This window comes from Streptomyces sp. NPDC086080, assembly GCF_044540255.1.
GTDB lineage: Bacteria > Actinomycetota > Actinomycetes > Streptomycetales > Streptomycetaceae > Streptomyces.
The window spans coordinates 80061-102868 of sequence record NZ_JBITRU010000019.1 but is presented as its reverse complement, the minus strand read 5'-3'; the positions used below and the strand labels follow the sequence as shown (position 1 = coordinate 102868).

Annotated in this window: 21 protein-coding genes and 1 pseudogene; 9 read left to right on the top strand and 13 right to left on the bottom strand. The window is 72.3% G+C overall.

The features are described 5' to 3' along the window. Positions 1-27: 27 nt before the first annotated feature. Positions 28-1299, top strand: coding sequence for a streptophobe family protein (locus tag ACIF9R_RS22680; protein ID WP_399982948.1), 1272 nt, complete (start codon positions 28-30; stop codon positions 1297-1299). 42 nt (positions 1300-1341) lie between these two features. On the opposite strand, the gene ACIF9R_RS22675 is transcribed toward ACIF9R_RS22680, so the two are convergent. Continuing rightward, entirely contained in the window at positions 1342-1752 is a 411-nt protein-coding gene (locus tag ACIF9R_RS22675) for a hypothetical protein (protein WP_399982945.1), read from the bottom strand. A 509-nt stretch (positions 1753-2261) separates the two neighbouring features. Continuing rightward, a complete protein-coding gene (gene mgrA, locus ACIF9R_RS22670; protein WP_399982942.1) occupies positions 2262-3254 on the bottom strand; it encodes an L-glyceraldehyde 3-phosphate reductase in 993 nt (330 codons plus the stop codon). A 127-nt stretch (positions 3255-3381) separates the two neighbouring features. On the opposite strand from mgrA, the gene ACIF9R_RS22665 reads away from it, so the two are divergent. Both ACIF9R_RS22665 and ACIF9R_RS22660 read left to right on the top strand, forming a co-directional pair. Beyond that, positions 3382-4266, top strand: a complete 885-nt coding sequence (locus ACIF9R_RS22665; RefSeq protein WP_399982940.1) for a LysR family transcriptional regulator — start codon at positions 3382-3384, stop codon at positions 4264-4266. A 27-nt stretch (positions 4267-4293) separates the two neighbouring features. Then, positions 4294-4809, top strand: coding sequence for a DinB family protein (locus ACIF9R_RS22660; protein WP_399982937.1), 516 nt, complete (start codon positions 4294-4296; stop codon positions 4807-4809). On the opposite strand, the gene ACIF9R_RS22655 is transcribed toward ACIF9R_RS22660, so the two are convergent. The 7 genes from ACIF9R_RS22655 to ACIF9R_RS22625 form a co-directional block, all read right to left on the bottom strand. Next, on the bottom strand, positions 4791-5870 hold the full coding sequence (locus ACIF9R_RS22655) for an adenosine deaminase (protein ID WP_399982935.1): 1080 nt from the start codon (positions 5868-5870) through the stop codon (positions 4791-4793). The genes ACIF9R_RS22660 and ACIF9R_RS22655 overlap by 19 nt on opposite strands. 47 nt (positions 5871-5917) lie before the next feature. Continuing rightward, a complete protein-coding gene (locus tag ACIF9R_RS22650; RefSeq protein WP_399982932.1) occupies positions 5918-6310 on the bottom strand; it encodes a VOC family protein in 393 nt (130 codons plus the stop codon). A 107-nt stretch (positions 6311-6417) separates the two neighbouring features. Further along, positions 6418-7788, bottom strand: a complete 1371-nt coding sequence (locus ACIF9R_RS22645; protein WP_399982930.1) for a phospholipase — start codon at positions 7786-7788, stop codon at positions 6418-6420. Between the two features lie 98 nt (positions 7789-7886). Beyond that, positions 7887-8786, bottom strand: coding sequence for a glycoside hydrolase family 19 protein (locus tag ACIF9R_RS22640; protein WP_399982927.1), 900 nt, complete (start codon positions 8784-8786; stop codon positions 7887-7889). 232 nt (positions 8787-9018) lie between these two features. Continuing rightward, a complete protein-coding gene (locus ACIF9R_RS22635) occupies positions 9019-9195 on the bottom strand; it encodes a hypothetical protein (RefSeq protein ID WP_399982925.1) in 177 nt (58 codons plus the stop codon). Positions 9196-9351: 156 nt separating this feature from the next. Next, positions 9352-11439 carry an MMPL family transporter gene (locus ACIF9R_RS22630; RefSeq protein WP_399982923.1) on the bottom strand — a complete coding sequence of 696 codons (2088 nt, stop codon included), beginning with the start codon at positions 11437-11439 and terminating at the stop codon, positions 9352-9354. A 163-nt stretch (positions 11440-11602) separates the two neighbouring features. Beyond that, entirely contained in the window at positions 11603-12112 is a 510-nt protein-coding gene (locus ACIF9R_RS22625; RefSeq protein ID WP_399982920.1) for a MarR family winged helix-turn-helix transcriptional regulator, read from the bottom strand. 159 nt (positions 12113-12271) lie between these two features. Here ACIF9R_RS22625 and ACIF9R_RS22620 point away from each other — a divergent pair, with 159 nt between their 5' ends. Together ACIF9R_RS22620 and ACIF9R_RS22615 are read left to right on the top strand one after the other, a co-directional pair. Beyond that, the gene (locus ACIF9R_RS22620; protein WP_399982918.1) at positions 12272-12712 is read left to right on the top strand and encodes an SPW repeat protein; all 441 of its coding nucleotides are present in this window, start codon (positions 12272-12274) and stop codon (positions 12710-12712) included. Between the two features lie 131 nt (positions 12713-12843). Then, complete coding sequence (locus ACIF9R_RS22615; RefSeq protein ID WP_399982915.1) at positions 12844-13107, top strand: GlsB/YeaQ/YmgE family stress response membrane protein; 264 nt, start codon at positions 12844-12846, stop codon at positions 13105-13107. Between the two features lie 47 nt (positions 13108-13154). Here the strand turns inward: ACIF9R_RS22615 and ACIF9R_RS22610 are convergent. Both ACIF9R_RS22610 and ACIF9R_RS22605 read right to left on the bottom strand, forming a co-directional pair. Next, positions 13155-13547: pseudogene (locus ACIF9R_RS22610) on the bottom strand (epimerase); the annotation flags it as partial. 9 nt (positions 13548-13556) lie between these two features. Further along, a complete protein-coding gene (locus tag ACIF9R_RS22605) occupies positions 13557-14342 on the bottom strand; it encodes a GNAT family N-acetyltransferase (RefSeq protein WP_399982913.1) in 786 nt (261 codons plus the stop codon). 83 nt (positions 14343-14425) lie between these two features. Here ACIF9R_RS22605 and ACIF9R_RS22600 point away from each other — a divergent pair, with 83 nt between their 5' ends. Continuing rightward, complete coding sequence (locus tag ACIF9R_RS22600; protein ID WP_399982911.1) at positions 14426-14920, top strand: nucleoside deaminase; 495 nt, start codon at positions 14426-14428, stop codon at positions 14918-14920. A gap of 494 nt (positions 14921-15414) precedes the next feature. On the opposite strand, the gene ACIF9R_RS22595 is transcribed toward ACIF9R_RS22600, so the two are convergent. Next, the gene (locus ACIF9R_RS22595) at positions 15415-16107 is read right to left on the bottom strand and encodes a chaplin (RefSeq protein ID WP_399982908.1); all 693 of its coding nucleotides are present in this window, start codon (positions 16105-16107) and stop codon (positions 15415-15417) included. 274 nt (positions 16108-16381) lie between these two features. On the opposite strand from ACIF9R_RS22595, the gene ACIF9R_RS22590 reads away from it, so the two are divergent. From ACIF9R_RS22590 to ACIF9R_RS22580, 3 genes are all read left to right on the top strand, one after another. After that, a complete protein-coding gene (locus tag ACIF9R_RS22590) occupies positions 16382-17986 on the top strand; it encodes an alpha/beta hydrolase (RefSeq protein WP_399982906.1) in 1605 nt (534 codons plus the stop codon). A gap of 346 nt (positions 17987-18332) precedes the next feature. After that, a complete protein-coding gene (locus ACIF9R_RS22585) occupies positions 18333-19433 on the top strand; it encodes a chemotaxis protein (protein WP_399982903.1) in 1101 nt (366 codons plus the stop codon). 330 nt (positions 19434-19763) lie between these two features. Beyond that, complete coding sequence (locus tag ACIF9R_RS22580) at positions 19764-21182, top strand: PP2C family protein-serine/threonine phosphatase (protein WP_399982901.1); 1419 nt, start codon at positions 19764-19766, stop codon at positions 21180-21182. Between the two features lie 21 nt (positions 21183-21203). Here ACIF9R_RS22580 and ACIF9R_RS22575 read toward each other — a convergent pair whose 3' ends face one another. Beyond that, positions 21204-22694 carry a hypothetical protein gene (locus tag ACIF9R_RS22575; RefSeq protein ID WP_399982899.1) on the bottom strand — a complete coding sequence of 497 codons (1491 nt, stop codon included), beginning with the start codon at positions 22692-22694 and terminating at the stop codon, positions 21204-21206. Between the last annotated feature and the right edge of the window lie 114 nt (positions 22695-22808).

The following is a 22808-nucleotide window of genomic DNA, read 5'->3' as shown; positions in this document are numbered from 1 at the left end:
CCGACGCGGGCTGCTTAGCGTGCACACGTGAGTGCACGCACCTCCTCCGGCCGCACCGTGTCCCGCCACGGCTGGGCGCAGGCCTTCGTCACGGTCCTCGGCACGGTGGCCGCCATGGGTGCGGTCGCCGCGCTCGGGCTGTGGGCGGCCAGCGCCCCCGACCTGCCGGGGGGCGCCTTTCCCCAGGTGGTCGCGGCGACGGTGGTGACGGCGGTCGGCGGCACCGTGAAGCTGTCCGGCGACGCCGGCGGACTGGCCGGAACCGAGGGTGGTCTGGCGGTCGTCCCGCTGTCCGTCACGCTCACCGGAGCGCTGATCATCGGCTGGGGGTTTCTGCGTCCCCAGCGCCACCGGGCGGTCGCCGACGCGCCCGAGCTGGGCGGGTGGGCGGCGAGGATCGCCGTGCTGTGGCTGCTCGCCCTGCTCGGCCTGGCGCTCGCCGCACGACACACCTTCGAGATCTCGCTCGGCGACGGTCCGCTCGGCGACCTAGGGGACCTGTTCGGTTTCAGACCGGTGGTCGGGTTCGCCGCCGATGTGCCGCTGACCGTCCTGATCGGCCTGGTCTGGCTGGCGGGGGTGCTGCTGGTGTCGCTGGCGGTGTCCCGGGACGCGCCGCTGCCGGCCGGGCTGTCGCGCTTCCGGGCGTCGGTGCGTCCCGCCGCGCTCGCGATGGTGCGCCTGCTGCTCGCCGCCGTGGTCATCGCTCTCGTCGTCGCGCTGGTCGTCGCCGCCACCCGGGGCCACCCGGTCGAGACGTTCGCGGTCATCCTGCTGGGCCTGCCCAACGTGGCCTGGCTCGCGTTGACCGTCGGGCTCGGTGCCACCTGGGACGGCCGGGTGGAGGGGCCGTTCGGGCTGCCCATGCCACAGGTGCTCGACGAGGTGCTGCGCACCCCGGACGTCTCCGAGCTGAACCTGGGCACGCTCGTCGAGCACGACGGGGGCACCTGGTGGTGGCTGCTGGTGGGGGACGCGGTGCTGCTGCTGACCGTCGCGTTCGTGATGGCCGCCCTGTCACCGCCGCGCGTCCGGGTCTGGCAGCACGCCGTGCGCCTGGCGCTGGCGCTGGCGCTGACGGTGCTGATGATCTGCCTCATGGTCCGTATCTCCGCGCGGCTCGGTCTGTCCGTGCTCGGCATCGGTGACCTGGGCGAGGGGTTCTCCGGAGAGGTACTGCTGACACCACGGCTGTGGAGCGCGCTGGGGCTGGCTCTGCTCTGGGGGCTGGCCGCCGGGTTCGCGGGGGCGTCGATGGCGCGTGCGGCGCGCCGGCGGGACGGTGGAACAGACCCCTGATCCGGAACGGAGCTCCGAACCCTTCACCGGGAGCGGGAGCGCTCAGGCGACCGGGACGCCGAGCGTGCGGGCGGCGCGCTGGATGCGCAGCGCATCCACGGACTCGGCCAGCAGTTCGTACTCGGTGGTGTCGTCGCCGGTGGCGAGACGCACCAGACGTCCGGCGGCGAGCGCCTCGGCCACCTCTTCCTGCCGGGCGTCGTCACCGCACCACCTGCGCAGTACGGCGGGTACATCGGGCACGTCGTCGGCGACGGGGACGAGCGCGCCCGGTGGTAAGTGCTCGGCGTCGGGCCGCGGGTCGAGCCGCTCGGCGATCCAGGAGGCGCGGTCGCGCAGCCACCACAGGGCGAGGGCGAGGGTGGGGGCCCGGTAGGTGCCCAGCGGCACGCCGATGCGACGGCCGTCGCAGACCCCGTACGCCGTGACATGGCACAGGAATTCGTCGTGCACGTTCCCGTTCCCTCCCCCGCTGCGTTGCTCGCCCGCCGGGCCGGGCCGGCTGCCCGCCTCGTGGCTCGCATGCTGTGCGTGAGGGCGCCGTCGCGCGGTGTGAAGCGCTCTCGTTGTCGAGTATGTTCACCGCTGAATCACTGTCACCATGTGTTTCCGGCCAGTCTCCTGGCATATTCATGGCGATGCCTGGCCGAAACGATTCGGCTGCCGACCGGCCGACCGCATGCCCCCGCAGGTGACGGCCTTGTCCACGGGCCGTGGGCAGGGCGTACGCACCACCGGTCACCGGGACCGGAACGCGCCCACGGCCCCGCGGGGATCCGACACCGACGGCGCCCGGGCGGCCGCGAGGGTCCGGACGGCGGACGGCTCGGCTTCCGTGGCCGGGGCGGATGCGCTCACCCGCGACGCCGGGAGCCGGGGCCGTGTGGTGTACGGCTTCCCGGATCGGTTGCCCGCGAGGGCGTGACGCCGGCTTCCTCGGCCCCGCCCACCGCTGCCGTGCCCTACCGCCGCACGAAGGCTTCGATGCGGGACAGCTCCTCGTCGGTGAAGTCGAGATTGCGGGTGGCGGCCACGCTGTCCTCGAGCTGCCGCGGGCTGCTGGCACCGACCAGGGCGGAGGTCAGCCGGCCGCCGCGCAGGACCCAGGACAGTGCCATCTGCGCCAGGGTCTGCCCGCGGGACGCGGCGATCTCGTTGAGCGCCCGCAGCCGGCCCACCAGTTCCCCAGTGAGCGCGTCCGTGTGCAGGAAGGGGCTGTCGCTCGCGGCCCGGGAGTCCTCGGGTATGCCGTCGAGGTAACGTGCGGTCAGCAGTCCCTGCTCCAGCGGGGAGTAGGCGATGGAACCGACCCGGAGTTCGTCCAGGGTGTCCATCAGCCCCTCGTCCTCCGGGCGGCGGTCGAGCATCGAGTAGCGCGGCTGGTTGATCAGCAGCGGGGTGCCCAGCTCACCCAGGATGCGGGCGGCTTCGCGGGTCTGCTCCGCGGAGTAGTTGGACACGCCGACGTACAGCGCCTTGCCCTGCTGGACCGCCGAGTGCAGGGCACCCATCGTCTCCTCCAGGGGAGTCTCCGGGTCGAAGCGGTGCGAGTAGAAGATGTCGACGTGATCCAGGCCCATGCGGCTCAGGCTCCGGTCCAGCGAGGACAGCAGGTACTTGCGCGAGCCCCATTCGCCGTACGGGCCCGGCCACATCAGGTAGCCGGCCTTGGTGGAGATCACCAGCTCGTCGCGGTACGGCGCGAAGTCGGCCTTCAGCGCCTCGCCGAGGGCGGACTCGGCCGCGCCGGGCGGCGGCCCGTAGTTGTTGGCCAGGTCGAAATGGGTGACACCCAGGTCGAAGGCGCGGCGCAGGATGGCGCGCTGGGTCCCGGCCGGACGGTCGGGTCCGAAGTTGTGCCACAGGCCGAGCGAGAGCGCGGGGAGCTTCAGGCCGCTGCGTCCGGTGCGCCGGTAGGGCATGTCCGCGTAACGGTCGGGGTGTGCGGTGTACAACGCGACTCCAGAGTGGTCGGCACACGTCTTGGCGGTTCCGTCGAACCACCGCCCCACTCTGTCGTGACCTGCGGGCAGTGGTCCAACAGGAGAATCCGATGGAATTCAGCGGATACGCTTCTCAATCATGGAACTGCGTCACCTCCAGCACTTCGTCGCCGTCGCCGAGCACCAGCACTTCACCCGCGCGGCGGAACGGCTGATGGTCTCCCAGTCGGGCCTGTCCGCGTCCATCCGCGCGCTGGAGCGCGAGCTGCGGACACCGCTGTTCGTCCGGACGACCCGCAGGGTGACGCTCACCGAGGCGGGGCGGGCGCTGCTCACGGAGGCGGAGCGGATCCTGGCGCAGGTGCGGGCGGCGCACGAGGCGGTGGCGGCGGTGCAGGGCGTGCTGCGCGGCACCCTCGCGCTGGGCACCGAGCAGTGCATCGCCGGGGTGCACGTGGCGGAGCTGCTCGCCACGTTCCGCCGGCTCCACCCGGATGTGGAGATCCGGCTGCGGCAGTGGGGCTCGGCCGCGCTGGCCGAGGAGGTCGCGGCGGGCCGGCTGGACCTTGCCTTCGCCTACCGGACGGAGGCGGACCCGGAGCAGCTTCGGTCGGTGCCCCTGACCAGCGAGCCGATGACCGTGCTGTGCCATCCGGACCACCGGCTCGCACGCGCCGGGGTGCCGCTGACGCCGCACGGCCTGGCCGACGAGGTGTTCGTCGACTTCCACCCCGACTGGGGTCCGCGCCGTGCCACCGACACCGCCTTCGCCGCCGCGGGCGTACGGCGCACCGTGGCGCTGGAGGTGAACGATGTGCACAGCCTGCTCGATCTGGTCGAGCGGGACCTGGGCATCGCCGTCGCGCCCCGGCACTTCCGGCACAAACGCGAGACCCTGACCGCGCTGCCGTTGAAGGGCACCGACGAGGCCGCGTACGAGACGGTGGCCCTGGTGCCGTCCCCGCGGGCGGCCAGCCCGGCGGCGCGGGCGCTGATGGCCCTGCTGGACAGCGGGGACGCGTGAGAGGCCCGGATGCGCGAAGGTGGAGGCATGCATGCCAAGGACATCCTCATCGACGGCTTCGGCCGCATCCGGGAAGAGGTCCACGCCGCCGTCGAGGGCCTCGGCCCCGACGCACTGAACGCCCGGCCGGGCCCCGGCGCGAACTCCGTCACCTGGCTGGTCTGGCACCTCACCCGGGTCCAGGACGACCACATCGCCGACGCCTTCGGTCTCGACCAGGTGTGGCTCTTTGACGGCTGGGAGAAGCGCCTGGCGTTCGGCCTGCCCCGGCACGACACCGGGTACGGCCACACGTCGGCACAGGTCGGCAAGGTACGGGTCGACTCCGGTGATCTGCTGACCGGCTACCACGACGCGGTGCACGAGCAGACGCTGGACGCGCTCCGGTCCCTCACCGCCAAGGATCTGGAACGGGTCGTCGACGAGCGCTGGGATCCCCCGGTGACCATGGGGGTACGGCTGGTCAGCGTCCTGTCCGACGATCTGCAGCACGTCGGACAGGCCGCGTATGCGCGAGGGCTGGTTCAGAGCGCCGGGGCGTAGCCGGGCAGGATCACGTCCCGGATGAGGGCGGCGCGCTCGTCGAACGGGAGGAACGCGCTCTTCACCGCGTTCACCGTGACCGTCCGCAGATCCTCGGCCGTCCAGCCGGCCTGTTCGACCAGCAGGGACATCTCCCGGGTCATGGTGGTGCCGGAGACGAGACGGTTGTCGGTGTTGAGGGTGACGCGGAAGCCGAGGTCCTTCAGCGCGGTGATCGGGTGTTCGGCGATCGAGCCGGCGGCGCCGGTCTGCAGATTGGAGGTGGGGCACATCTCCAGGGCGATCCTGCGGTCACGCACCCAGCCGGCGAGACGGCCGAGCTTGCCGGCCGCGAGGTCCGGGATGTCCTCGGTGATGCGCACGCCGTGCCCGATGCGCTGGGCGCCGCAGACCTGCAGGGCCTGGTGGATGCTGGGCAGGCCGTGGGCCTCACCGGCGTGGATGGTGAACGGGACGTTCTCGCGCCGCAGGTGCTCGAAGGCGGCGAGGTGGTCGGCGGGCGGGAAGCCGTCCTCGGCGCCGGCGATGTCGAAGCCGACGACCCCGGCGTCCCGGAAGGCGACGGCCAGGTCGGCGGCCTCACGGACGCGGTCGAACATCCGCATGCCGCAGAGCAGGGTGCCGACCCGGACGGGCGTCCCGGCGGCGGCCGCCTTGGCCATACCGGCGGCGAGCCCCTCCTGGACCGTTTCCACGACCTCGCCCATCGTCAGCCCGCCCCTGGTGTTCAGCTCGGGGGCGTAGCGGACCTCGCCGTAGACGACGCCGTCGGCGGCGAGGTCGAGGACGTACTCCTCGGCGGTGCGCAGCAGGCCCTCACGGGTCTGCATCACGGCGAGCGTGTGCTCGAAGGTGGCTATGTAGCGGACCAGATCACCGGAGTTCGCGGCCTCGACGTACCAGGCGGCGAGCTCGTCGGGGTCGGTGGTGGGCAGGGTGTGGCCGGCCGCCTCAGCGAGCTCCACCACGGTGGCGGGGCGCATCCCGCCGTCGAGGTGATCGTGCAGGACGGCCTTGGGGAGGCGGCGGATCAGAGCGTCATCTACGCGCGTAGCGGTCATGGTGGAGCCTTCCTCGAGCGGGCGGGTTCGTGGTGTGCGAAGAGGGTTCAGGCGGCGGGCTGGAGCAGGTCCCAGCGGTTGCCGTACAGGTCCTGGAAGACGGCGACCGCACCGTACGGCTCGTGGCGCGGCTCCTCCAGGAAGCGCACGCCGGCGGCGGTCAGGCGCGCGTGATCGCGGGCGAAGTCGTCGGTGTGCAGGAAGAAGCCCACCCGCCCGCCGGTCTGGTCGCCGATCCGGGCCCGCTGCGTCTCTCCCCTGGCGCGGGCGAGCAGCAGTCCCGTGCCGGTGTGCCCGGCGTCCGGTTCGACGACGACCCAGCGGCCACCGTCCGGCCGGGGCGTGTCCTCGGCGAGCCGGAAGCCGAGGGCTCCGGTGTAGAAGCGGATCGCCTCGTCGTAGTCGTCGACGACGAGGGTGACCAGGGGGATGCGTCTCATCGCGACCTCACAGGTGGGATTGACCGGAGAGGTTATACGTAAAACCATCGCGTACGCCACTCCCGCCCCCGGGGGCGGTTTCCCCGGGGGCGGGAGTGGCGGTGCGGCTACGGATAGGTGTACGTGTTGAGCGCGGTGACGGCGGCCGCGGGGTCGCCGCGGTCGTAGTGGTCCACGGCGAGGTAGGTGGGCTTCTTGCGGGCGGCCGGCTGGCAGAAGCGGCGGGCCCGGTCGGCGAGCTTGGAGTTGTCGGTGCCGGCCGTGGAGGTGAGCGCCGTGTCCCTGAAGTGGTTCATGACGAACAGGGGGCGGAAGCCGGGCTCGGTGCGGGTCAGCGGGATGTTGGTGCCCGCGTCGTACCAGCGGCTGTAGCAGGACCAGTCGGAGGTTCCGGCGCCCGGACCCATGGACCAGTGGTTCTCGACGGTCCATTCACGCTGGTACATCACGCCGAAGGTGTCCCGGGTCAGGCCCGCGGCCCGGTCGGCGTCCCGGCTGTGGTCGCTGAAGATCAGCAGCCGCTGTCCGGCGGCGGCCAGCTGCCCCATGGCCGGCCAGCCGTTCTCACGGACGCCGGTGCGGTCCGGCCGGTACAGCACCTCCGACAGCCCCTGGACACGGGCGAGTTCGGCACGCAGTACACCCGGTTCGACGTAGTCCTCCAGGAACACGGTGACGAACTGGTCGGGGTGGGCACGCAGGAAGTCGACCATCCGCTGGAGATCGACCCACAGGGCGACGGGCCGGCGGACCAGGGTGCAGCTGTTGTGGCAGAGGATCGCGCCGTCCGGGGTCTGGTGGATGTCCAGCATGAATCCGCGTACACCGTCGGCGAGTTGACGCTCGATGCCCCGGCTCTGGTTGGGGAAGAGGTCGACGAAGGGCGGGGCGAAGCCGCCGTCGACGCCATTGGCGTAGGCGTTGTGGGCGGTGAGGAAGGTGACCTGGTCCAGGGTGCGCCGGTCCTGCGGCGGCATGGGACCGGTGACCGGGTCGACCGGCGTGAGGTACCAGGTGGCGAGGTCGCCGGTGCCGGTGCCGACGGTGAGCCGGGCGGGGTGGTTGGCGCCGGAGGGTTTCGGGGCGACGGTGAGGCGGCGGTCGGTGCCGGGGACGGCCAGCGTGAACCGGTCGGCGCCGGCCGGGGCGATCGCCCAGCGCGCTTCCGGGTCCGCACACGTGACGGTCGCGGCACGGTCGCCGGTGCGGCCGAGGCAGCTGCCGGGGCTGTCGGTGTTCTCCAGGGTGCCGTCGGCGCGCAGGTTCCACTGCTGGCGGTCCTCGTTGCCGCGCGGTCTGTGCTGCTCGACCGCACCGGCGGCGTCGGCGGCGTTGAGTCCGGTCGTCGCGCTCTGGACGTAGTACGTGCCGGGTGGTGGAACCGCGTCGGCGGCCGAGACGGGCGCCGGTGCCACGACCGTCGCGGCCAGCGCGGCGGCCGAGACGGTCGTGGCGAGGAGGGCGTGGGGGGTGCGCATGGGGATGCCCCTTCGTCCGGGCACGGCCGGGCGCGCGCGGGACGCGCGGCAGCCGTACGGATGGTCAGGGGCATGACACCATGGAGCACGGCCCCGCGTCAGCAGTACAGGTTGCCGCCCGGTGTCGTTCCCAGGAGCTGGGTGAACTGCTGATACTTGGTCACCCTGCTCTGGACCTGCGCGGGGTTCCTGCCGTCGCACTCCACCCAGCCGTTGATGGCACGGATCGTGTGGCCGAAGCCCGCCTGGTCGACCATCGCGCTGTGCGCGGTCATCGACCCGGGGCCGGTCTGGGTGTTCCAGTACCAGAGGGCCGTCTTCCAGGCGACCGCGGAGTCGTTCTGCACCAGCCAGGGGTTGTTGAGCAGGTCGATGCCGAGCGCGTCGCCCGCGGCCTTGTAGTTGTAGTTCCAGCTCAGCTGCACCGGCCCGCGGCCGTAGTACGCGGCCTGGCCGGCCGGACAGCCGAACGGCTGCCCCCAGTCGCAGTAGTGCGGATAGTTGGCGGTGTTCTGCTCCACGATGTGGACCAGGCCGCCGGTCTCGTGGTGGACGTTGGCCAGGAACGCGGCGGCCTCCTGCTTCCTCACCGTGTCGCCGCCGGTGTTGGCGAAACCGGGATAGGCGCTCAGCGCGGCGACGAGCCCGCCGTAGCTGTAGAAACCGTTCCGGCCCGGGAACATCTGGTTGAACTGCGCCTCGGTCACGACGAAGTTCCCGACCGGTGTTCCGGGGCCGTTGTCACAGGCGTACGGCTCCCAGTACCAGGTGCTGATGACGGGGTCGTAACCCGGGTTGCCGTGCTCGGCGATGTACGCCCGTCCGTCGGTGTAGCGCACGATGTCACCGGCGTTGTACCACTGCCCGGCCCTCCAGTCCGGATAGCCGGAGCAGGAGGCGGCGGGGGCGGCGGTGGCGGTCGTTGCGGGGAGGAGCACGGGGGCGCTGCCGGCGAGGAGCAGGGCGGCCGTCACAGCGGCGATGCGGCGTCTCGACAAGGGATCAACTCCTTTGCGGGACACGGCCGCCACCGGGCGAGGACATGCCGATGAGCGGGTCTCGCCCGTGCGCGCCGGCAGGGCCGGTCGCGGTGCGGAGGCGGCCGTGGTGGGGGGTGTGGGGCCCACTCAACCGCCTTGGTCTGTACCAGTCAAGGGTTTAGACCAATCAGCATGCCGGTGCCCGGTGACTCCACCGGGAGTCACCGGGCACGGGCGGGTCCGGCCGCGGTCAGTCGCCCTCGGCCGGAACCACCACGAGGAACGCGTCCGACTCCAGATCCATGACGACCGTCGCGGACTCGCCCGCGGCACGGCGGCGGGCCGCGCACTCCTCCGCGGGCCACGATCCGCGCGGGGACCCTGCGGGGAAACGCTCCAGCACCTTCGCTCCCGTCACGGTGGTCATGTCGGTGGACACCTCCTGTCGGCCGCGGCCCCGATCGCCGCCCTCGTCCGTTCGTCCGTTCGTCGTCCGTTCGTCGTCCGTGTGGTGCGGTTGCCCCGGATCGCGGCGGACATGTACGGGCGGCACGGCACACGGCTGCCCGTGGCCGCGGGACCGTCAGTCCCGCACCTGCGCGCGCTCCTTCCAGAGCCGGCCCGGCCACCAGGCGACCGGGCCGAGGTCCAGGGCGAGGGCGGGCACCAGCAGGGAGCGGACGACCAGCGTGTCGAGGAGGACACCGAAGGCGACGATGAAGGCGACCTGCGCCAGGAAGGCCAGCGGGATCACCCCGAGCGCCGCGAAGGTCGCGGCCAGCACCACGCCGGCCGAGGTGATCACTCCGCCGGTGCTGACCAGCCCGCGCAGCACGCCCTGGCGGGCTCCGTGCCGCAGCGCCTCCTCCCTGACCCGGGACATGAGGAAGATGTTGTAGTCGACACCGAGGGCCACCAGGAACACGAAGCCGTACAGCGGCACCGACGGGTCGGTGCCGGTGAATCCGAACACATGAGGGAAGACGAGCGCGGAAACACCCAGCGTGGCGAGGAAGTTGACCGCGACGGTGGCGACGAGTAGTGCGGGCATCAGCAGCGAGCGCAGCAGCACGGTCAGTACGAGGAAGATGACGACGAGGACCACGGGGACGATGAGTCCGCGGTCCCGTTCCGCCGTCCGCAGGGTGTCGTACTGCTGGGCCGTGTAGCCGCCCACCAGAGCGTCCGCACCGGGAACGGCGTGCAGGGAGGTCCGCAGCCGGGCCACGGTGTCCTTCGCGGCGTCGCTGTCGGAGGCGGCGTCGAGGGTGACGTCGACCCGGACCCGTCCGTCGACCACCAGCGGTTCGCCGCCGGGGCGGCCGGAGGCCGTCACGCCGGCCGCCGAGGCGACGCCCTCGATGTCCTCGGCCGCGGCCACCACCTGGTCCAGCCGGCCCGCGTCGGCGATGACCACGGTGGGGTTGCCGGAGCCGCCGGGGAAGTGCTCGGAGAGGGTGCGCTGGGCGGCCACCGAGGGCGCGTCGTTGACGAAGGTCTCGTCGAGCGGAACGCCCTTGGAGGTGAGGGCCGGCGAGAACGCGGCACACACCACGAGGCCCGCCAGGGTGAACGCCCACACCTTGCGCGGGGCGCGGTCGACGAGGGAGGCGACCCGCCGCCACACGCCGTCACCGGTGCGCCGTTCCTCGGCGCTGTGCGGCTTGGCGGGCCAGTAGGCCGCGCGTCCGAGCAGGACGAGCACCGCGGGCAGGAAGGTCAGGGTGGTGAGCACGGAGCACACGATGCCGATCGAGCCGACCGGCCCGAGCGCGGCAGTGTTGGTGAGGTCGCTGATCAGCAGGGCGAGCAGCCCCAGTACGACGGTGGCGGCACTGGCCACCACGGCGCCCCAGGTCTGCTTCAGCGCCGAGCGCATGGCGGTGAAGCGGTCCTGTCCGGCCACCTCCTCCCGGAAACGGGCGGTGAGCAGCAGGGCGTAGTCGGTGGCGGCACCGATGACGAGGATGGACAGGATCCCCTGGACCTGGCCGTCGACCCGCACGATGTCGTTCTTCGCGAGGGCGTACACCACCGCGCTGGCCAGGGCGAGCGCCATGACCGCGGAAATGATGATCACCAGGGGCAGCAGGACGCTGCGGTACACCAGGACCAGGATCAGCAGGACAGCCACCAGCGCGACGCCGAGCAGCAGGCCGTCGACTCCGGCGAAGGCGTCGGAAAGGTCGACCTGGGTCGCGGCGGGGCCGGCCACCTGGACCGTGGTGTCCGGGACCTGTCCGGCCGCCGCTCGGATGCGGTCAAGAACCTCGGTGAGCGTGTCCCCGTCGGCGGGTTCGAGTGGGACGACGCCCTGGAGTGCCTCGCCGTCCTCGGAGGGGATCGCCGGAGAGGCCCTGCCGACGATGCCCGGGGTGCCCGCGAGGGAGGCCAGCGAGCGGGTGGCCTCGCGCTGCCGGTCCTTCACCGGGCCGTCCGCGTCCGCGGTCCACAGCACGATCGCCGGCAGCGTCTCGTCCTGCCGGAATGCCTTCTGCTCCTCGATGACCTCGGTCGATTCGGCGCTGCGCGGCAGGAAGCCGGCCTGGTCGTTGGTGGCCACCTCGCCGAGCCTTCCGGCGTAGGAGCCGAACGCCCCGCCGATACCGAGCCACACGACGAGCAGCAGGACGGGGACGAGCCGGCGGGCCCATCGGGATGACGCGTTCATCGCTCTCCAGGTGCGGCGAGAATCATCTGAATGAAAAACTATCTCAATAATTGAAATAGATTGCGGTTGTGATCGTAGACCACGCCGGCCCTGCCGGATCTAGCAGGACGGACGGTCCGGTCAGAACGGTTCACCCGGAACGGGCAGCGCGGGCGACGGGAGGTCAGGGACGCCCGGAGGCGTCACGGAGCGCCAGTTCCTCGTTCAGCGCGGTCAGAAACCTCAGAGCGACGGCGAGTTCGGCACCCTCGAAGCGGGCGAGGGCCGAACCCGCGGCCTGAGCGAGCGGACGGAAGTAGGTCCGGGCCGCCGTCTTGGCGTCGGCCGCGTAGTACAGGTGGACCACCCTGCGGTCACTGCTCTCCCGGACCCGGGTGACATGCCCCGCGCGCTCCAGCCGGTCCACGCACGCGGTCACCGCTCCCGAGGTGAGCCCGAGGTGCTCCTTGAGACGGCCCGGGGTCATCGGCTCCTCGGCGTCCAGGATCGCCGCGAGCGCCTGGACGTCGGTGGCGTGCAGCCCCTTGCGGTGCGCGAAGCCGTGGACCATGCGGTTGATCTCGGCGTTCATCCGGCGCAGCTGGACGGCGAAGGCCTGAAGGTCGGCCGCCTCCGGCGCCGGGACACCGCCCCGTCCCGCCGTCTGCCGCTCCGCGTCGTCTGCTGTGGCCACGGGATCACCCTATAGAAGCCCCCGAGAACCGCCCCCCTCGCCGACCCGCTCCCCGCCAGGCTCTACACATAAGGGAAAAATAAGTACAGAATGGGAGAGCGCGGCACTTACCGCACACCGCTAGAAGCGGTCAGGCCCGTTAGTCGAAGGAGACGACTCATGGCCAACGTCTCGCACCCGCGCGGTGACATCGCGAGTCATCCCGATGCGCCGGAAATGCGGGCACGGTACGACCGTATGCTCGGCGGCCGCGATGTGGCCCTCGTGGACGGTCCGGTGTTCCTGCTCGGCCTCTACTGCGCGGTGTCCCCGTGGATCCTCCACTACACGACGAGCCAGCCGGCACTCGTGACCCACAACCTCGTCGTGGGCATCGCGATCGGTCTGCTCGCCCTGGGGTTCACCGCGGCTCCGGCGCGCATGTACGGCCTCAGCTGGGCCATGTGCGCCCTGGGCGCGTGGATGATCATCTCGCCGTGGATCGTCGGCAGCAGTCCTGACGCCGGCGTGATCTGGAACAACGTCGTCATCGGCGCCCTCGCCGTGGTGCTGGGCGCGGTCTGCGCCGTCACGGCGGCCAGGAGCGCGCCCAAGCAGTAGACCCGCGGCGGAAGGAGAGCCCTGCGCCGGTCCGCGGCAACCGCGGACCGGCCCTTTCGCGTCCGGCCCGGACTGTTCACGCGGGGAGGGGGCAGAAGCACGGCACCGGACGACGTGAGGAGAACGGGCAAATGGAGATCGGCGGCATCATCAGTGCCATCGTCATCGGCATTGTCATCGGCGTCCTGGGCCGACTCGTGGTCCCGGGACGGCAGCGCATCGGGATTCTGTGGACGATCCTCGTCGGCATCGTCGCCGCGCTCATCGGGTCGGCGATCGCAGCGGGCTTCGGGGTCGCCGACACCGACGGCGTCGACTGGGCGGAGTGGCTGATACAGATCGGTCTCGCCGCGGTGGGGGTGGCCGCCCTGGACCGGTCGAAGGCCGGCCGATGACGACCGCGACGGCTCCCGTCGCCTACGGCGTCACGGACGGGACAGTTTGACAGCCACTGCTCGTACCGGGTGACCGTCGCGTCCACGGCCTTCGAGCGGCGTCGGCGCCATGCCGAAGGCCGGCTCGAAGGTCGTGGAGTCCAGGATCTGCGGCTCGGCGGCCCGAAGGCGCGCGCCTCCTCGCGGGTGCTGACGGCGGGAGCGGTGGGCAGGTGCCAGGCCCGCCCGTCGCCCTCGGGCCGCTCGCCGAGCGCGGCCGGAGCGGCGGCCTCGTCCTCGATGTCGGTGGAGCAGTGCGGCAGGCCGATGTCGCCGATGCCCGGCCCCTCTTCGCCGGTGATCGCGCCCGGGAACACGGCGCTGCCCAGCGTGGAGTCGAGCACCCCCGGGCCGACGACATCGGCCGCACGGCCGATAACCACCCCGGCGCGGCCCGCACGGACCGGGCGTCACCGCGGTCCCGGCACGTACATGTACGGAGTCGTCCTGGCCAGGGCGGCGAAGCCGAGGCGTTCGAGAATGGGGTGGCTCTGTCCGGAGGCGTCCACCTGGAGGTAGCGGTAGCCTCGGTCCGCGGCGATCCGGGCCCGGTGGGCCACGAGGGCCCGGTAGATGCCCCGCCCACGCCAGTCCCGTACGGTGCCGCCGCCCCACAGCCCGGCGAACCGGGCACCCGGAGTCAGCTCCATACGGGCCGCCCCGACGGGCTCGTCACCTGCCAGGGCGACGACGGCGACGACGGTCCCGGGAGCGGCGGTCAGCTGGTCGAGCAACTGTCGGCGGAACCGGGAGGCGTCGGCGGCGAACGCCTTCTCGTGCACGTCGGCCACCAGGTCGACACCGAACCGGTCGGTGACGGACACCAGGCGGACGCCCTCGGGCGGGCGGGCGTCGAGAGTGAGCCCGGAGATCTCACCGATCATGAGCGTCTCGTCCGGCCCGGGTGTGAACCCGGCCGCGACGAGCCGCCGGCCGAGATCCGAGGGCAGGTCGTGGCCGTACAGCTTCCACTCGAACTCGCGGCCGAGTCCGGCGAAGTACGCGATCTGGTCCGCGATCACCGCGTCGGCGTCGGCGTGCTCCAGGGCGGACCAGACGACACCGTTCCAGCCGTGCGCGGGAGCGGTCTGGCGCACCACGGCGCCGACCCGTTCGACATGGGCGCCGGGGCCGTCGGGCCGCGCCCTCTCGCGCATGTCACGGTCGAACAGGGCGAGTACGGCGGCGTTGTCCATGCGGTCGACCTCACCATGAGCCCGTGCCGGGGGCAACGGGATTAGGGTGGCGGTGGATCGATGCGTCGCAAGGAGGCAGGACCATGGTCGGGACGTCCGTGAGGGACGACGAACTGCCGTACCTGCGGCGCTGTGTGGAGCTGGCGGCCGAGGCGCTGGAGTCGGGTGACGAGCCGTTCGGTTCGGTCCTGGTCGGCGGGGACGGCACGGTGCTCGCCGAGGACCACAACCGCGTGGCCTCCGGGGACCGGACCCGGCACCCGGAGTTCGAGCTGGCACGCTGGGCGGCGGCCCGGATGAGCCCCGACGAGCGGGCCGCGGCCACGGTGTACACCTCCGGAGAGCACTGCCCGATGTGCGCCGCCGCGCACGCCTGGGTGGGCCTTGGGCGCATCGTGTACGTCGCCTCCTCCGAGCAGCTGGCGTCCTGGCTGACGGAGTTGGGGGTGCCCGCCCCGCCGGTGCGGACGCTGCCCGTGTCGGAGATCGCCCCGGGTGTGACCGTGGCGGGGCCCATCCCCGGACTGACCGAGGAGATCAGGCAGTTGCACCAACGCTTCTACCGCGCACGCGGCTAGGGGCTGTCGTCGGACCCCGTCGTCGCCCGGAGGGCGGCCTCGCGGGGTCCGGTGCGTGCTGATCGGCGTGCCGGGCGGAAGGCCTCGTCCTGGGCGTACCCGGGCTTTCGGCCGGTGCGGCGAGAGTGCGTGCCGGGCGTCCCGGGGCGGACGTCAGCCTGACGTCAACCCTTGGGGCCGGTCGCGAAGGTGGCGCCGTCGCCCGGAGGGCGGCAGCGGGCGCCATCTCCGTGACAGGACCTGTTCAGGGCCTGACCGCGGATCAAGCGGTCGCGGGAACCGACGGCTTTCGCGGCCGCCGGCGAGCGGGTCGGGTGCGGCCGGCCGCACGGCGACGCAGGGCACCGGTGACCGAGGACAACGCCGTGGAGGTGCGCCTCCCACGCCTTCCGGGCGGTCGCGGGTGGGCATGCCGGGCCCCGCGCCTCCGGCATGATCCGCCGGACAGGCCCCGGGCCGGGGGCGCCGCGGGCCGTCCGGAACCCGGACCGGGGTCAGCCGTCCGTCCGCGGGCGGGCGCGGCGGTACAGCGCCACACCGGCCAGGAAGAGCGCGGCACCGGTCCCGAGAACCGGAAGGGTCCGGTCGGCCCCCGTCTCGGCCAGGGCGACGGGCTCCTGAGCGACCGTGTGCGTCGCCGGGGCCGGAAGGGTGCGCGGGGGTGCCGAGGGCTCGGGCCGGTCCGGGCGGCCGTGGCGCTCGGCCGAGGTGTTCGTGGAGGTGTTGCCGGTGGCCGCATTGCCGGCGCCGACGACGTGCACGCCGTTGCCGCTGACCTGGACCGGGAGATCCACCGGCAGGTGTACCCCGTTGCCGGACACGACGCCCGAGGAGCCGTGCGTGCCGCTCCCGGCCTTTGCCCCGGTGAAGGAACCGGTGGACGAAGCGCTGGACGAAGCGGCGGAGGAGCCGCTGGAGGAACCGGCCGAGGCGGCCTGCTCCCTCACGTCCTCGTTGACACAGGTGTTGCCGGCGGCGGAATTGAGGAGGCCCACCACGTTCGCCGTGTTCCCGCACACGTTCACCGGGAGGTGCGCCGGGAGCTGGACGGCGTTCCCTGCCACCACCCCCGGTGAACCGGCCGTGACGCCGTCCGCCCCGGTGCCGGCGTGCGCCGGCACCGCCACGGCCATGGCGCCCGACGCGGCGGCGACGGCGATCACACCGTTTCGGGTAACCCGTCTCATAGGTTCCCTGCCCTTCCAGACATGGTCGCGAGCGCTCGCCCGCACCGGATAGAACGCTGTTGTGGCATCCGGGTTATGGCTCATCCGTATGCCGCAGCCGATTCACCCCATCGGGGGCACCGACGCTCGAACTCCGGGCAAAGTCCGTCGAACTCACGACGGACGAACGCACGGTCCGGGCCACCAAGGCACCGCCGTGCGGCCGACGGGCGGGGGTCCCGCGGCCCGCCTATGGTGAGCGAGGGCGCCGGTCGGGGCGTCCCTGGAGGCACCGATGCTGGCCAAGCTGACCAAGCGAAGCCGTCCGAGCCGGTACGCGGCGTACCCCTCGGTCGGGCGCTGCGCGGCCGCCGGGGCGGTCGGGCTGGCCCTGCTGGGCACCGGCCTGACGGCGGCCGGCCGCTCCGGACCGGATCTCGACCGGTTCTACGACCAGAAGATCGAGTGGGCGGGGTGCGAGGGCGGCCTGGACCTGCCCAAGGACATGCAGTGCGGGAAGATCACCGTTCCTCTCGACTACGCGGACCCGGGCAAGGGCACCTTGGACCTGGCCCTCGCCCGCTACCGGGCCTCAAGTGCTCCCCGGGGTTCGGTGGTGCTGAACTTCGGCGGCCCGGGAGCCTCGGGAGTGATGGGACTCGCGCAAGGACGCAAGGACTTCATGGGTCTGACGGACGGCTACGACGTGGTCTCCTTCGATCCCCGCGGCGTCGGCCGCTCCGCACCGGTCAGCTGCGGCGCCGAGGCGACCGGTCGGGCGCTGGAGGCGACCGACGGCGAGGAGATCGCCGATCCGCGTGAGACGCTGCGGCAGTTGCGGGAGGTCGCCGCCGAGTGCGTCGAGCACTCGGGCCCCGTCCTCGACCACATCGGCACCGTGGACGTGGCCCGCGACCTGGATGTGATGCGCCAGGCACTCGGCGACAAGAAGCTCAACTACCTGGGATTCTCCTACGGGACCCGGCTCGGGGCGGTGTATGCCGCCCGGTTTCCCCAGAAGGTGGGGCGCATGGCGCTGGACGGCGTGGACACCCTGACCGAGCCGCTCACCGAGCAGGGGCTGGCGGGCGCGCGGGGGCAGCAGACCGCTCTGGAGAACTTCCTCACGTGGTGCACCGGGGACCTCGCCTGCCCGTTCGGGCAGGACGCGCGCGACGCCCGCGCACAGGTCGTGGACCTGGTCGGCTCGCTCGACGAGAACCCGGTGCCGACCGACTTCGGCTACGAGTTCACCGGGCAGGACCTGGCCGGTGCCATAGGACAGGGGCTCTACACCAAGGAGCTGTGGCCGCTGCTGCAACGGGCGCTCGCCCAGCTCATCGAGGACGGGGACACCAGCGGCGTGGAGGCCCTCGCGACCGGCGGGGCGGGGCTGCCCGCGCCGCAGCGGGCCGACGAGCCCCTGGCCGACCCGGAGGACGTGCCGCTGGACAATCTGCCGGCGGCGCTGATGGCGGTGAACTGCGCGGACGACCCCGACCGGCCGGACGCCGAGCGGCTGACCCGGGACCTGGCCCGGCTGCGGACCGCCTACGAGGAGGCCTCACCGGTCTTCGGCCGGTACCGGCTCGCCCAGGTGGTGCTCTGCTACGGGCGGCCCCGGGGCACCGACTACATCCGGGAGGAGGTCAAGGATCTCGACACGCCGGAGATGCTGCTGGTCGGCACCCGGGGAGACCCGGCCACGCCGTACCGCTGGACGGTGCAGACGGCCGAACGGCTCGGCTCCCCGGCGGTGGTGCTGGACAACCGGAGCGAGGGCCACACCGGCTACGGCTCGTCCGAGTGCGTCCACCGCACGATCGACGACTTCCTGCTGTACGGCTCCCTGCCGCCGAGCGGGAGTTCCTGCGGTGCCGAGGACGACGGCCGGGTCTGACCGGTCACCCGGACGCCACGCCCCGTACTCCTCACCGCCCCCGGTGCGCGCGTGTACGGCCACGAAGTCGCGGCGCGACCGGATGCTCTCGCTCCCTCACGCGGAACCGGCCGGGCCGACCGCGGCCGGTGACCGGCGTACGCCGGCCGGCGGGGAGCACCACCCGCCCCACCCACGACAGGCGGACGCGACGGTCCGCGCGTCGACGCGCCGTACGCCTCCAGGTGTGCCATCGGCGCCCGCTTCCCCCTGGGCGCGCACCCCCGACCGCCGTCCCGGCCGGTACGCGCACACCGGGATCTTTGTCCCAAATGCCCTGCCGCGGAATTCGCCCTATGGTGCTGTCATGGAGCACGATCTGAGTCCCGCGACCCTTGCCGAGCTTCGCCGCCCGCGCCCCTACCCCGCGGTGTCCCTGCTGACGCCGACGCACCGGCGCGAGCCCCTCAACAGCCAGGGCCAGAACAGAGTCCGGCTGCGCAACATCGTGGCCGAGGCCAAGAAGAAGCTGGAGGAGGACCCAGCGGTCACCCGGGACCGGCGCACCGACGTGGCCCGGCAACTGGACCGGGCGCTGGCGGAGGTCGACCTGACCCACCCCGAGGACGGCCTGGCCATCTTCGCCGCCCCGGGCGAACACCAGGTGTGGTCCCTCGCCCGCAGCGTGCCCGAGCGGGTCGTCCTCTCGGACACCTTCCTGACCCGCAACCTCGTCTCCGCCCACACGGCGGAGCGGCCGTTCTGGGTGCTGTCCGTGTCCGCCGACCGGGTCACCCTGTGGAGCGGCGGGGTGGACCGGGTGACCGAGGAACGCGCCGGCGGCTTCCCGCTCGTCCGCGAGGAGCCCAACTTCGACCCCGAGCGGCAGGAGCGGGTGGGCGACCAGCCGAGCAACTTCCGGGACGAGGACACCCGCCGGTTCCTGCGCGAGGCCGACACGGCGATGGGCGCGCTCCTGCGCCGCCACCCGCGGCCGTTGTACATCACCGGCGATCCCGCCGCCCTGTCGCTGCTCGACGAGGCCGGCAGCGTGGCCGGCGGCGCCGTGCAGATCCCGCACGGCGGGCTCGCGAACGGGACGCACGAGGCGGTGTGGCAGGCCGTGCTCCCCGTACTCGAGGAGGAGGCACGCAAGAGCGCCGAGAACGTGGCCCGGTCACTGGAATCGGCCCGCGGACGCAAGGAGTTCGCGGCCGGGGTCGACGAACTGTGGCAGAGCGCCCGGGAGGGCCGGATCCGGCTGCTGGCCGTCGAGGAGAACTACCGGATCACGGTGCGCGACGACGGCAACCATCTCGTCGTCGCCGAGGAGGGCGAGCTGGACGCCCGCGAGGACATCGTGGACGAGATCGTCGAGCAGTGTCTGGAGACGGGCGCCGAGGTCCGCTTCGTGCCGGACGGCACCCTCGGGGACGCGGACGGGATGGCCGCGGTCCTGCGCTACTGAGCGCGGTGCCGAGCGCGGGGCGAGCCCGCGGTCCGAGTGCGGGGTTACCAACCGGTCACTCCGGAACAAACACCTGAGCGTCGAACGTACGAGTGGGCGGGATTGTCGGCCCGAAGGAATCTCAAGTCACTTGAGTACCATGGCAGTTGACACACCGATCCGGCATCGGGCCGATACCTCCGGGTAACTCCGAGAAGACGGTGGCATATGCCATGGGCACCGCCTTATCGTGTGTTGCCGAATCCCTTACGGGCTGTGGTGGGCTGTGCGACAGTCGTAACGGTTCCTCCGCCGGCCCGAAGGCCGAACCGTCCCGCATCGGAGTGCGTCATGCCGTCCCACCTCTCCGCGGACCGCCCAGCCGCCCAGCCGCCCTCACGCGGCCCGGTCGATGCGCTCATCTCGCAGACCCGGCGGCTCAAGGGCGACGTGGACGCCGTACGCGGTGACGCGCCGGCCGACGAGGCGGACCTTGGGGAGCGCTGGCGGCGCGCGCTGTACGACCTGGCACTGCACCAGCTCGACGACCTGGACCGGCACCTCGCCCAGCTGCGCGACGACGCGCTCCCCGTTCAGGGGCCGGCCGCCGCGGGAGCCGCCACGCCGCGGCGGCACGACTCCCTGCTCAGCCGGGTCGGCAGTGCGGAGTGGAACCTGCTCACGGACGAGGTGAGCTGGTCCGGCGAGCTGTACCGCATCCTGGGCCGCGACCCGGCCGCTCCCCCGCTCTCCCTCGACGAACTGCCGTCGCTGGTCCTCGACGAGGACCGGCCCGGGCTGACGGCCATGGTCACCGGCTGTCTGGTCGACGGCCGGCCGATCGACGGGGAGTTCCGTGTCCTGCGTGCGGACGACGGCGTACGCACGGTGCACATGATGGGCGAACCGGTACTCGGCGCCGACGGCAGCACCGTCTCGATGTGGGCGGTGCTGCGCGACGTCAGTGCACTGCGCCGCTCCCGGCGGGCGGTGAGCGAGACCCGTGACTCGCTGCACCGCCACCGGAACGCCGCCGCGCAGACCGAGCACCGGCTCGCGGTCGAACTGCAGGAGGCCGTGCTGCCACCATGGCGCGGCTCCCTGCGGCTCCCGCACGACGGGCCGCGGGCCCTGGACATCGCCGCCGCCCGTGTGCCGCCCTCGGCACTCGCGCCGGTCGCCGGTGACTGGTACGACGCCCTGGAACTGCCCGGCACCGGCACCCTGCTCAGCATGGGCGAACTGAGCGGACACGGGATCGGCGCGGCCTCCGGCCTGGCGATGCTGCTGGGCGCCGTGCGCGGCATGGCGATGACCGGCACCGAACCGGGACCCCTGCTCGCCTGCCTGAACCGGTTACTGGACGTCTCCGCGCAGCCGGTCCTGGGCAGCGCCGTCTGCCTGAGATACCGGCCCCTGACCCGCTCCCTGGTGTGGGCACAGGCCGGACACCCCGCCCCGCTGCTGTTCCGCGGCGGGACGGGGCGGGCGCTGGAAGCGCCGCGGGGCATGCCGCTCGGCGCCACCCCGGGCGCCGCCTACGGACAGACCGAGGAGACCCTCGAGGCCGGCGATCTGCTGCTGGTGCACACCGACGGGCTGGTGCCCGGGCATGCCGGAGACACCGCCGTCCCACAACTCCTCCGTCTCGCTCCCGATTTCGCCGGGGCCCGCACCGCCCAGGACTGCGTCCGGGCCGTGATACGGGAGTTCGGCGACGGGGAGCGCGAGGACCACGCCTGCGTGCTGGTGGCCCGGGTCGCCTCGTAGCGACCCCGCGCGAGGGGACTTTCAGGCCCGGACGCTGCCGTCCTTGCCCCTGGGTTTGGGCAGCGCCAGCTCGATCTCCTCCCTGAGTTCCTGGATCCTCGGGTAGGAGGAGTACTCGGCGGTGAGCCGGTACATCTCACGCAGCCGGTCCCAGGTACGGCGCGAGGAGTTCTGTCCCATCGACACCAGCGCGAGACGCGCGAACCGGTCCGCCTGTTCGGGATCGTCGGCGATGAAGCAGGCGGAGGCCATGGACAGGAAGTCGAAGATCTTCGACCGCTGCTGTGCCTCGACCCTCAGGGCCAGTGCCTTGTCCGCGTAGTGCTGGGCGTGCGCGGCCGCGTCCGGCTCGAACTCCGCGAGCGTCCGGTACGCCAGGGCCTGCATGCCGTACAGGTCCGCCTCGTTGAACAGCTGCATCCAGTTCGGCGGCGGCACGTCCCCCTTGTCGGAGACGAACAGGTCCTCGGCGCGGCCCAGGGTGCGGCGCATCGCCTGCCCCTTGCCCATGGACGCCTGCGCCCAGGCCTCGATGGTGTGGAACATCGCGCGGGTGCGCGGCAGCACCTCCTCGCCCGATCCCGACTGGGCGAGCTTCATCAGGTCCAGGGCCTCGTCGGGCCTGCCCAGATGCACCATCTGACGAGCCGCCCGGGACAGCGCCTCACCGGCACGCGGTCGGTCGCCGCCCTCCCGGGCCGCGTGGGCGGCGATGACGAAGTACTTCTGGGCCGTGGGTTCCAGGCCGACGTCGTGCGACATCCAGCCGGCGAGCACGGCGAGGTTGGCGGCGACGCCCCACAGGCGCCGCTGGAGATGGGGTGGATGGTGGTAGGCGAGGATGCCGCCCACCTCGTTGAGCTGGCCGACCACCGCCTTGCGCTGGAGGCCGCCGCCCCGGGCGGCGTCCCAGGCACGGAACACCTCCACGGAGCGCTCCAGTTCCTCGATCTCCTGCGAGCCGATCGGGGCGGCCTCGTAGCGGTCGAACCCGGCGGGGTCGGCGCGCAGGGGATCGTGGAGACGGGGAGCGTCGGCGGTCAGGGCCGGATCGGTGTGCAGCCAGTCGTGCATGGCGCTGCTGAGTGCGGAGCCCGCGGTGAGCGCGGCGCCCGCGCCCACCAGGCCGCGTCGGTTGAGCATGAGGTCCATTCCCGTGAATTCGGTGAGGACCTCGGCTGTCCGCTCGGGCGCCCACGGCACTCCGTCGGGATGTTCCGCACTCCCGGGGCGTGGCCGTTTCCCCGTACGCCCGTGCCGGACCAGACCGAGATCCTCAATGGTCACGACACGGCCGAGACGCTCGGTGAACAGAGCCGCCAGCACCCGCGGTACGGGATCGCGCGGGATCTCTCCCATGTCGATCCACCGCCGCACCCGGGAGGTGTCGGTCGCCAGCTGGGGGTGGCCCATGGCCGCCGCCTGCCGGTTGACCAGCCTCGCGAGTTCGCCCTTGGACCAGCCGGCCAGGCCGAACAGGTCCGAGAGCCGGGTGTTGGGTTGTCCGCTCACGTCAAGCCCCCAGGTTCTCGGCTGAGTTGACAGTAGCCCGGTGCGGGTTGCCGGGCGACTATTCGCCAGGGTTCGCCAGGGTGCGCCAGATGGTGTGCCAGGGGCCATCGGGTG

Coding starts and splice junctions, on each gene's coding strand:
- ACIF9R_RS22590 (WP_399982906.1), top strand. CDS start 16,382: ATGCTGGCCAAGCTGACCAAGCGAAGCCGTCCGAGCCGGTACGCGGCG.
- ACIF9R_RS22630 (WP_399982923.1), bottom strand. CDS start 11,439: ATGAACGCGTCATCCCGATGGGCCCGCCGGCTCGTCCCCGTCCTGCTG.
- ACIF9R_RS22660 (WP_399982937.1), top strand. CDS start 4,294: ATGCATGCCAAGGACATCCTCATCGACGGCTTCGGCCGCATCCGGGAA.
- ACIF9R_RS22605 (WP_399982913.1), bottom strand. CDS start 14,342: ATGGACAACGCCGCCGTACTCGCCCTGTTCGACCGTGACATGCGCGAG.
- ACIF9R_RS22645 (WP_399982930.1), bottom strand. CDS start 7,788: ATGCGCACCCCCCACGCCCTCCTCGCCACGACCGTCTCGGCCGCCGCG.
- ACIF9R_RS22600 (WP_399982911.1), top strand. CDS start 14,426: ATGGTCGGGACGTCCGTGAGGGACGACGAACTGCCGTACCTGCGGCGC.
- ACIF9R_RS22655 (WP_399982935.1), bottom strand. CDS start 5,870: ATGACCGCTACGCGCGTAGATGACGCTCTGATCCGCCGCCTCCCCAAG.
- ACIF9R_RS22615 (WP_399982915.1), top strand. CDS start 12,844: ATGGAGATCGGCGGCATCATCAGTGCCATCGTCATCGGCATTGTCATC.
- ACIF9R_RS22665 (WP_399982940.1), top strand. CDS start 3,382: ATGGAACTGCGTCACCTCCAGCACTTCGTCGCCGTCGCCGAGCACCAG.
- ACIF9R_RS22580 (WP_399982901.1), top strand. CDS start 19,764: ATGCCGTCCCACCTCTCCGCGGACCGCCCAGCCGCCCAGCCGCCCTCA.
- ACIF9R_RS22595 (WP_399982908.1), bottom strand. CDS start 16,107: ATGAGACGGGTTACCCGAAACGGTGTGATCGCCGTCGCCGCCGCGTCG.
- ACIF9R_RS22635 (WP_399982925.1), bottom strand. CDS start 9,195: ATGACCACCGTGACGGGAGCGAAGGTGCTGGAGCGTTTCCCCGCAGGG.
- ACIF9R_RS22650 (WP_399982932.1), bottom strand. CDS start 6,310: ATGAGACGCATCCCCCTGGTCACCCTCGTCGTCGACGACTACGACGAG.
- ACIF9R_RS22620 (WP_399982918.1), top strand. CDS start 12,272: ATGGCCAACGTCTCGCACCCGCGCGGTGACATCGCGAGTCATCCCGAT.
- ACIF9R_RS22585 (WP_399982903.1), top strand. CDS start 18,333: ATGGAGCACGATCTGAGTCCCGCGACCCTTGCCGAGCTTCGCCGCCCG.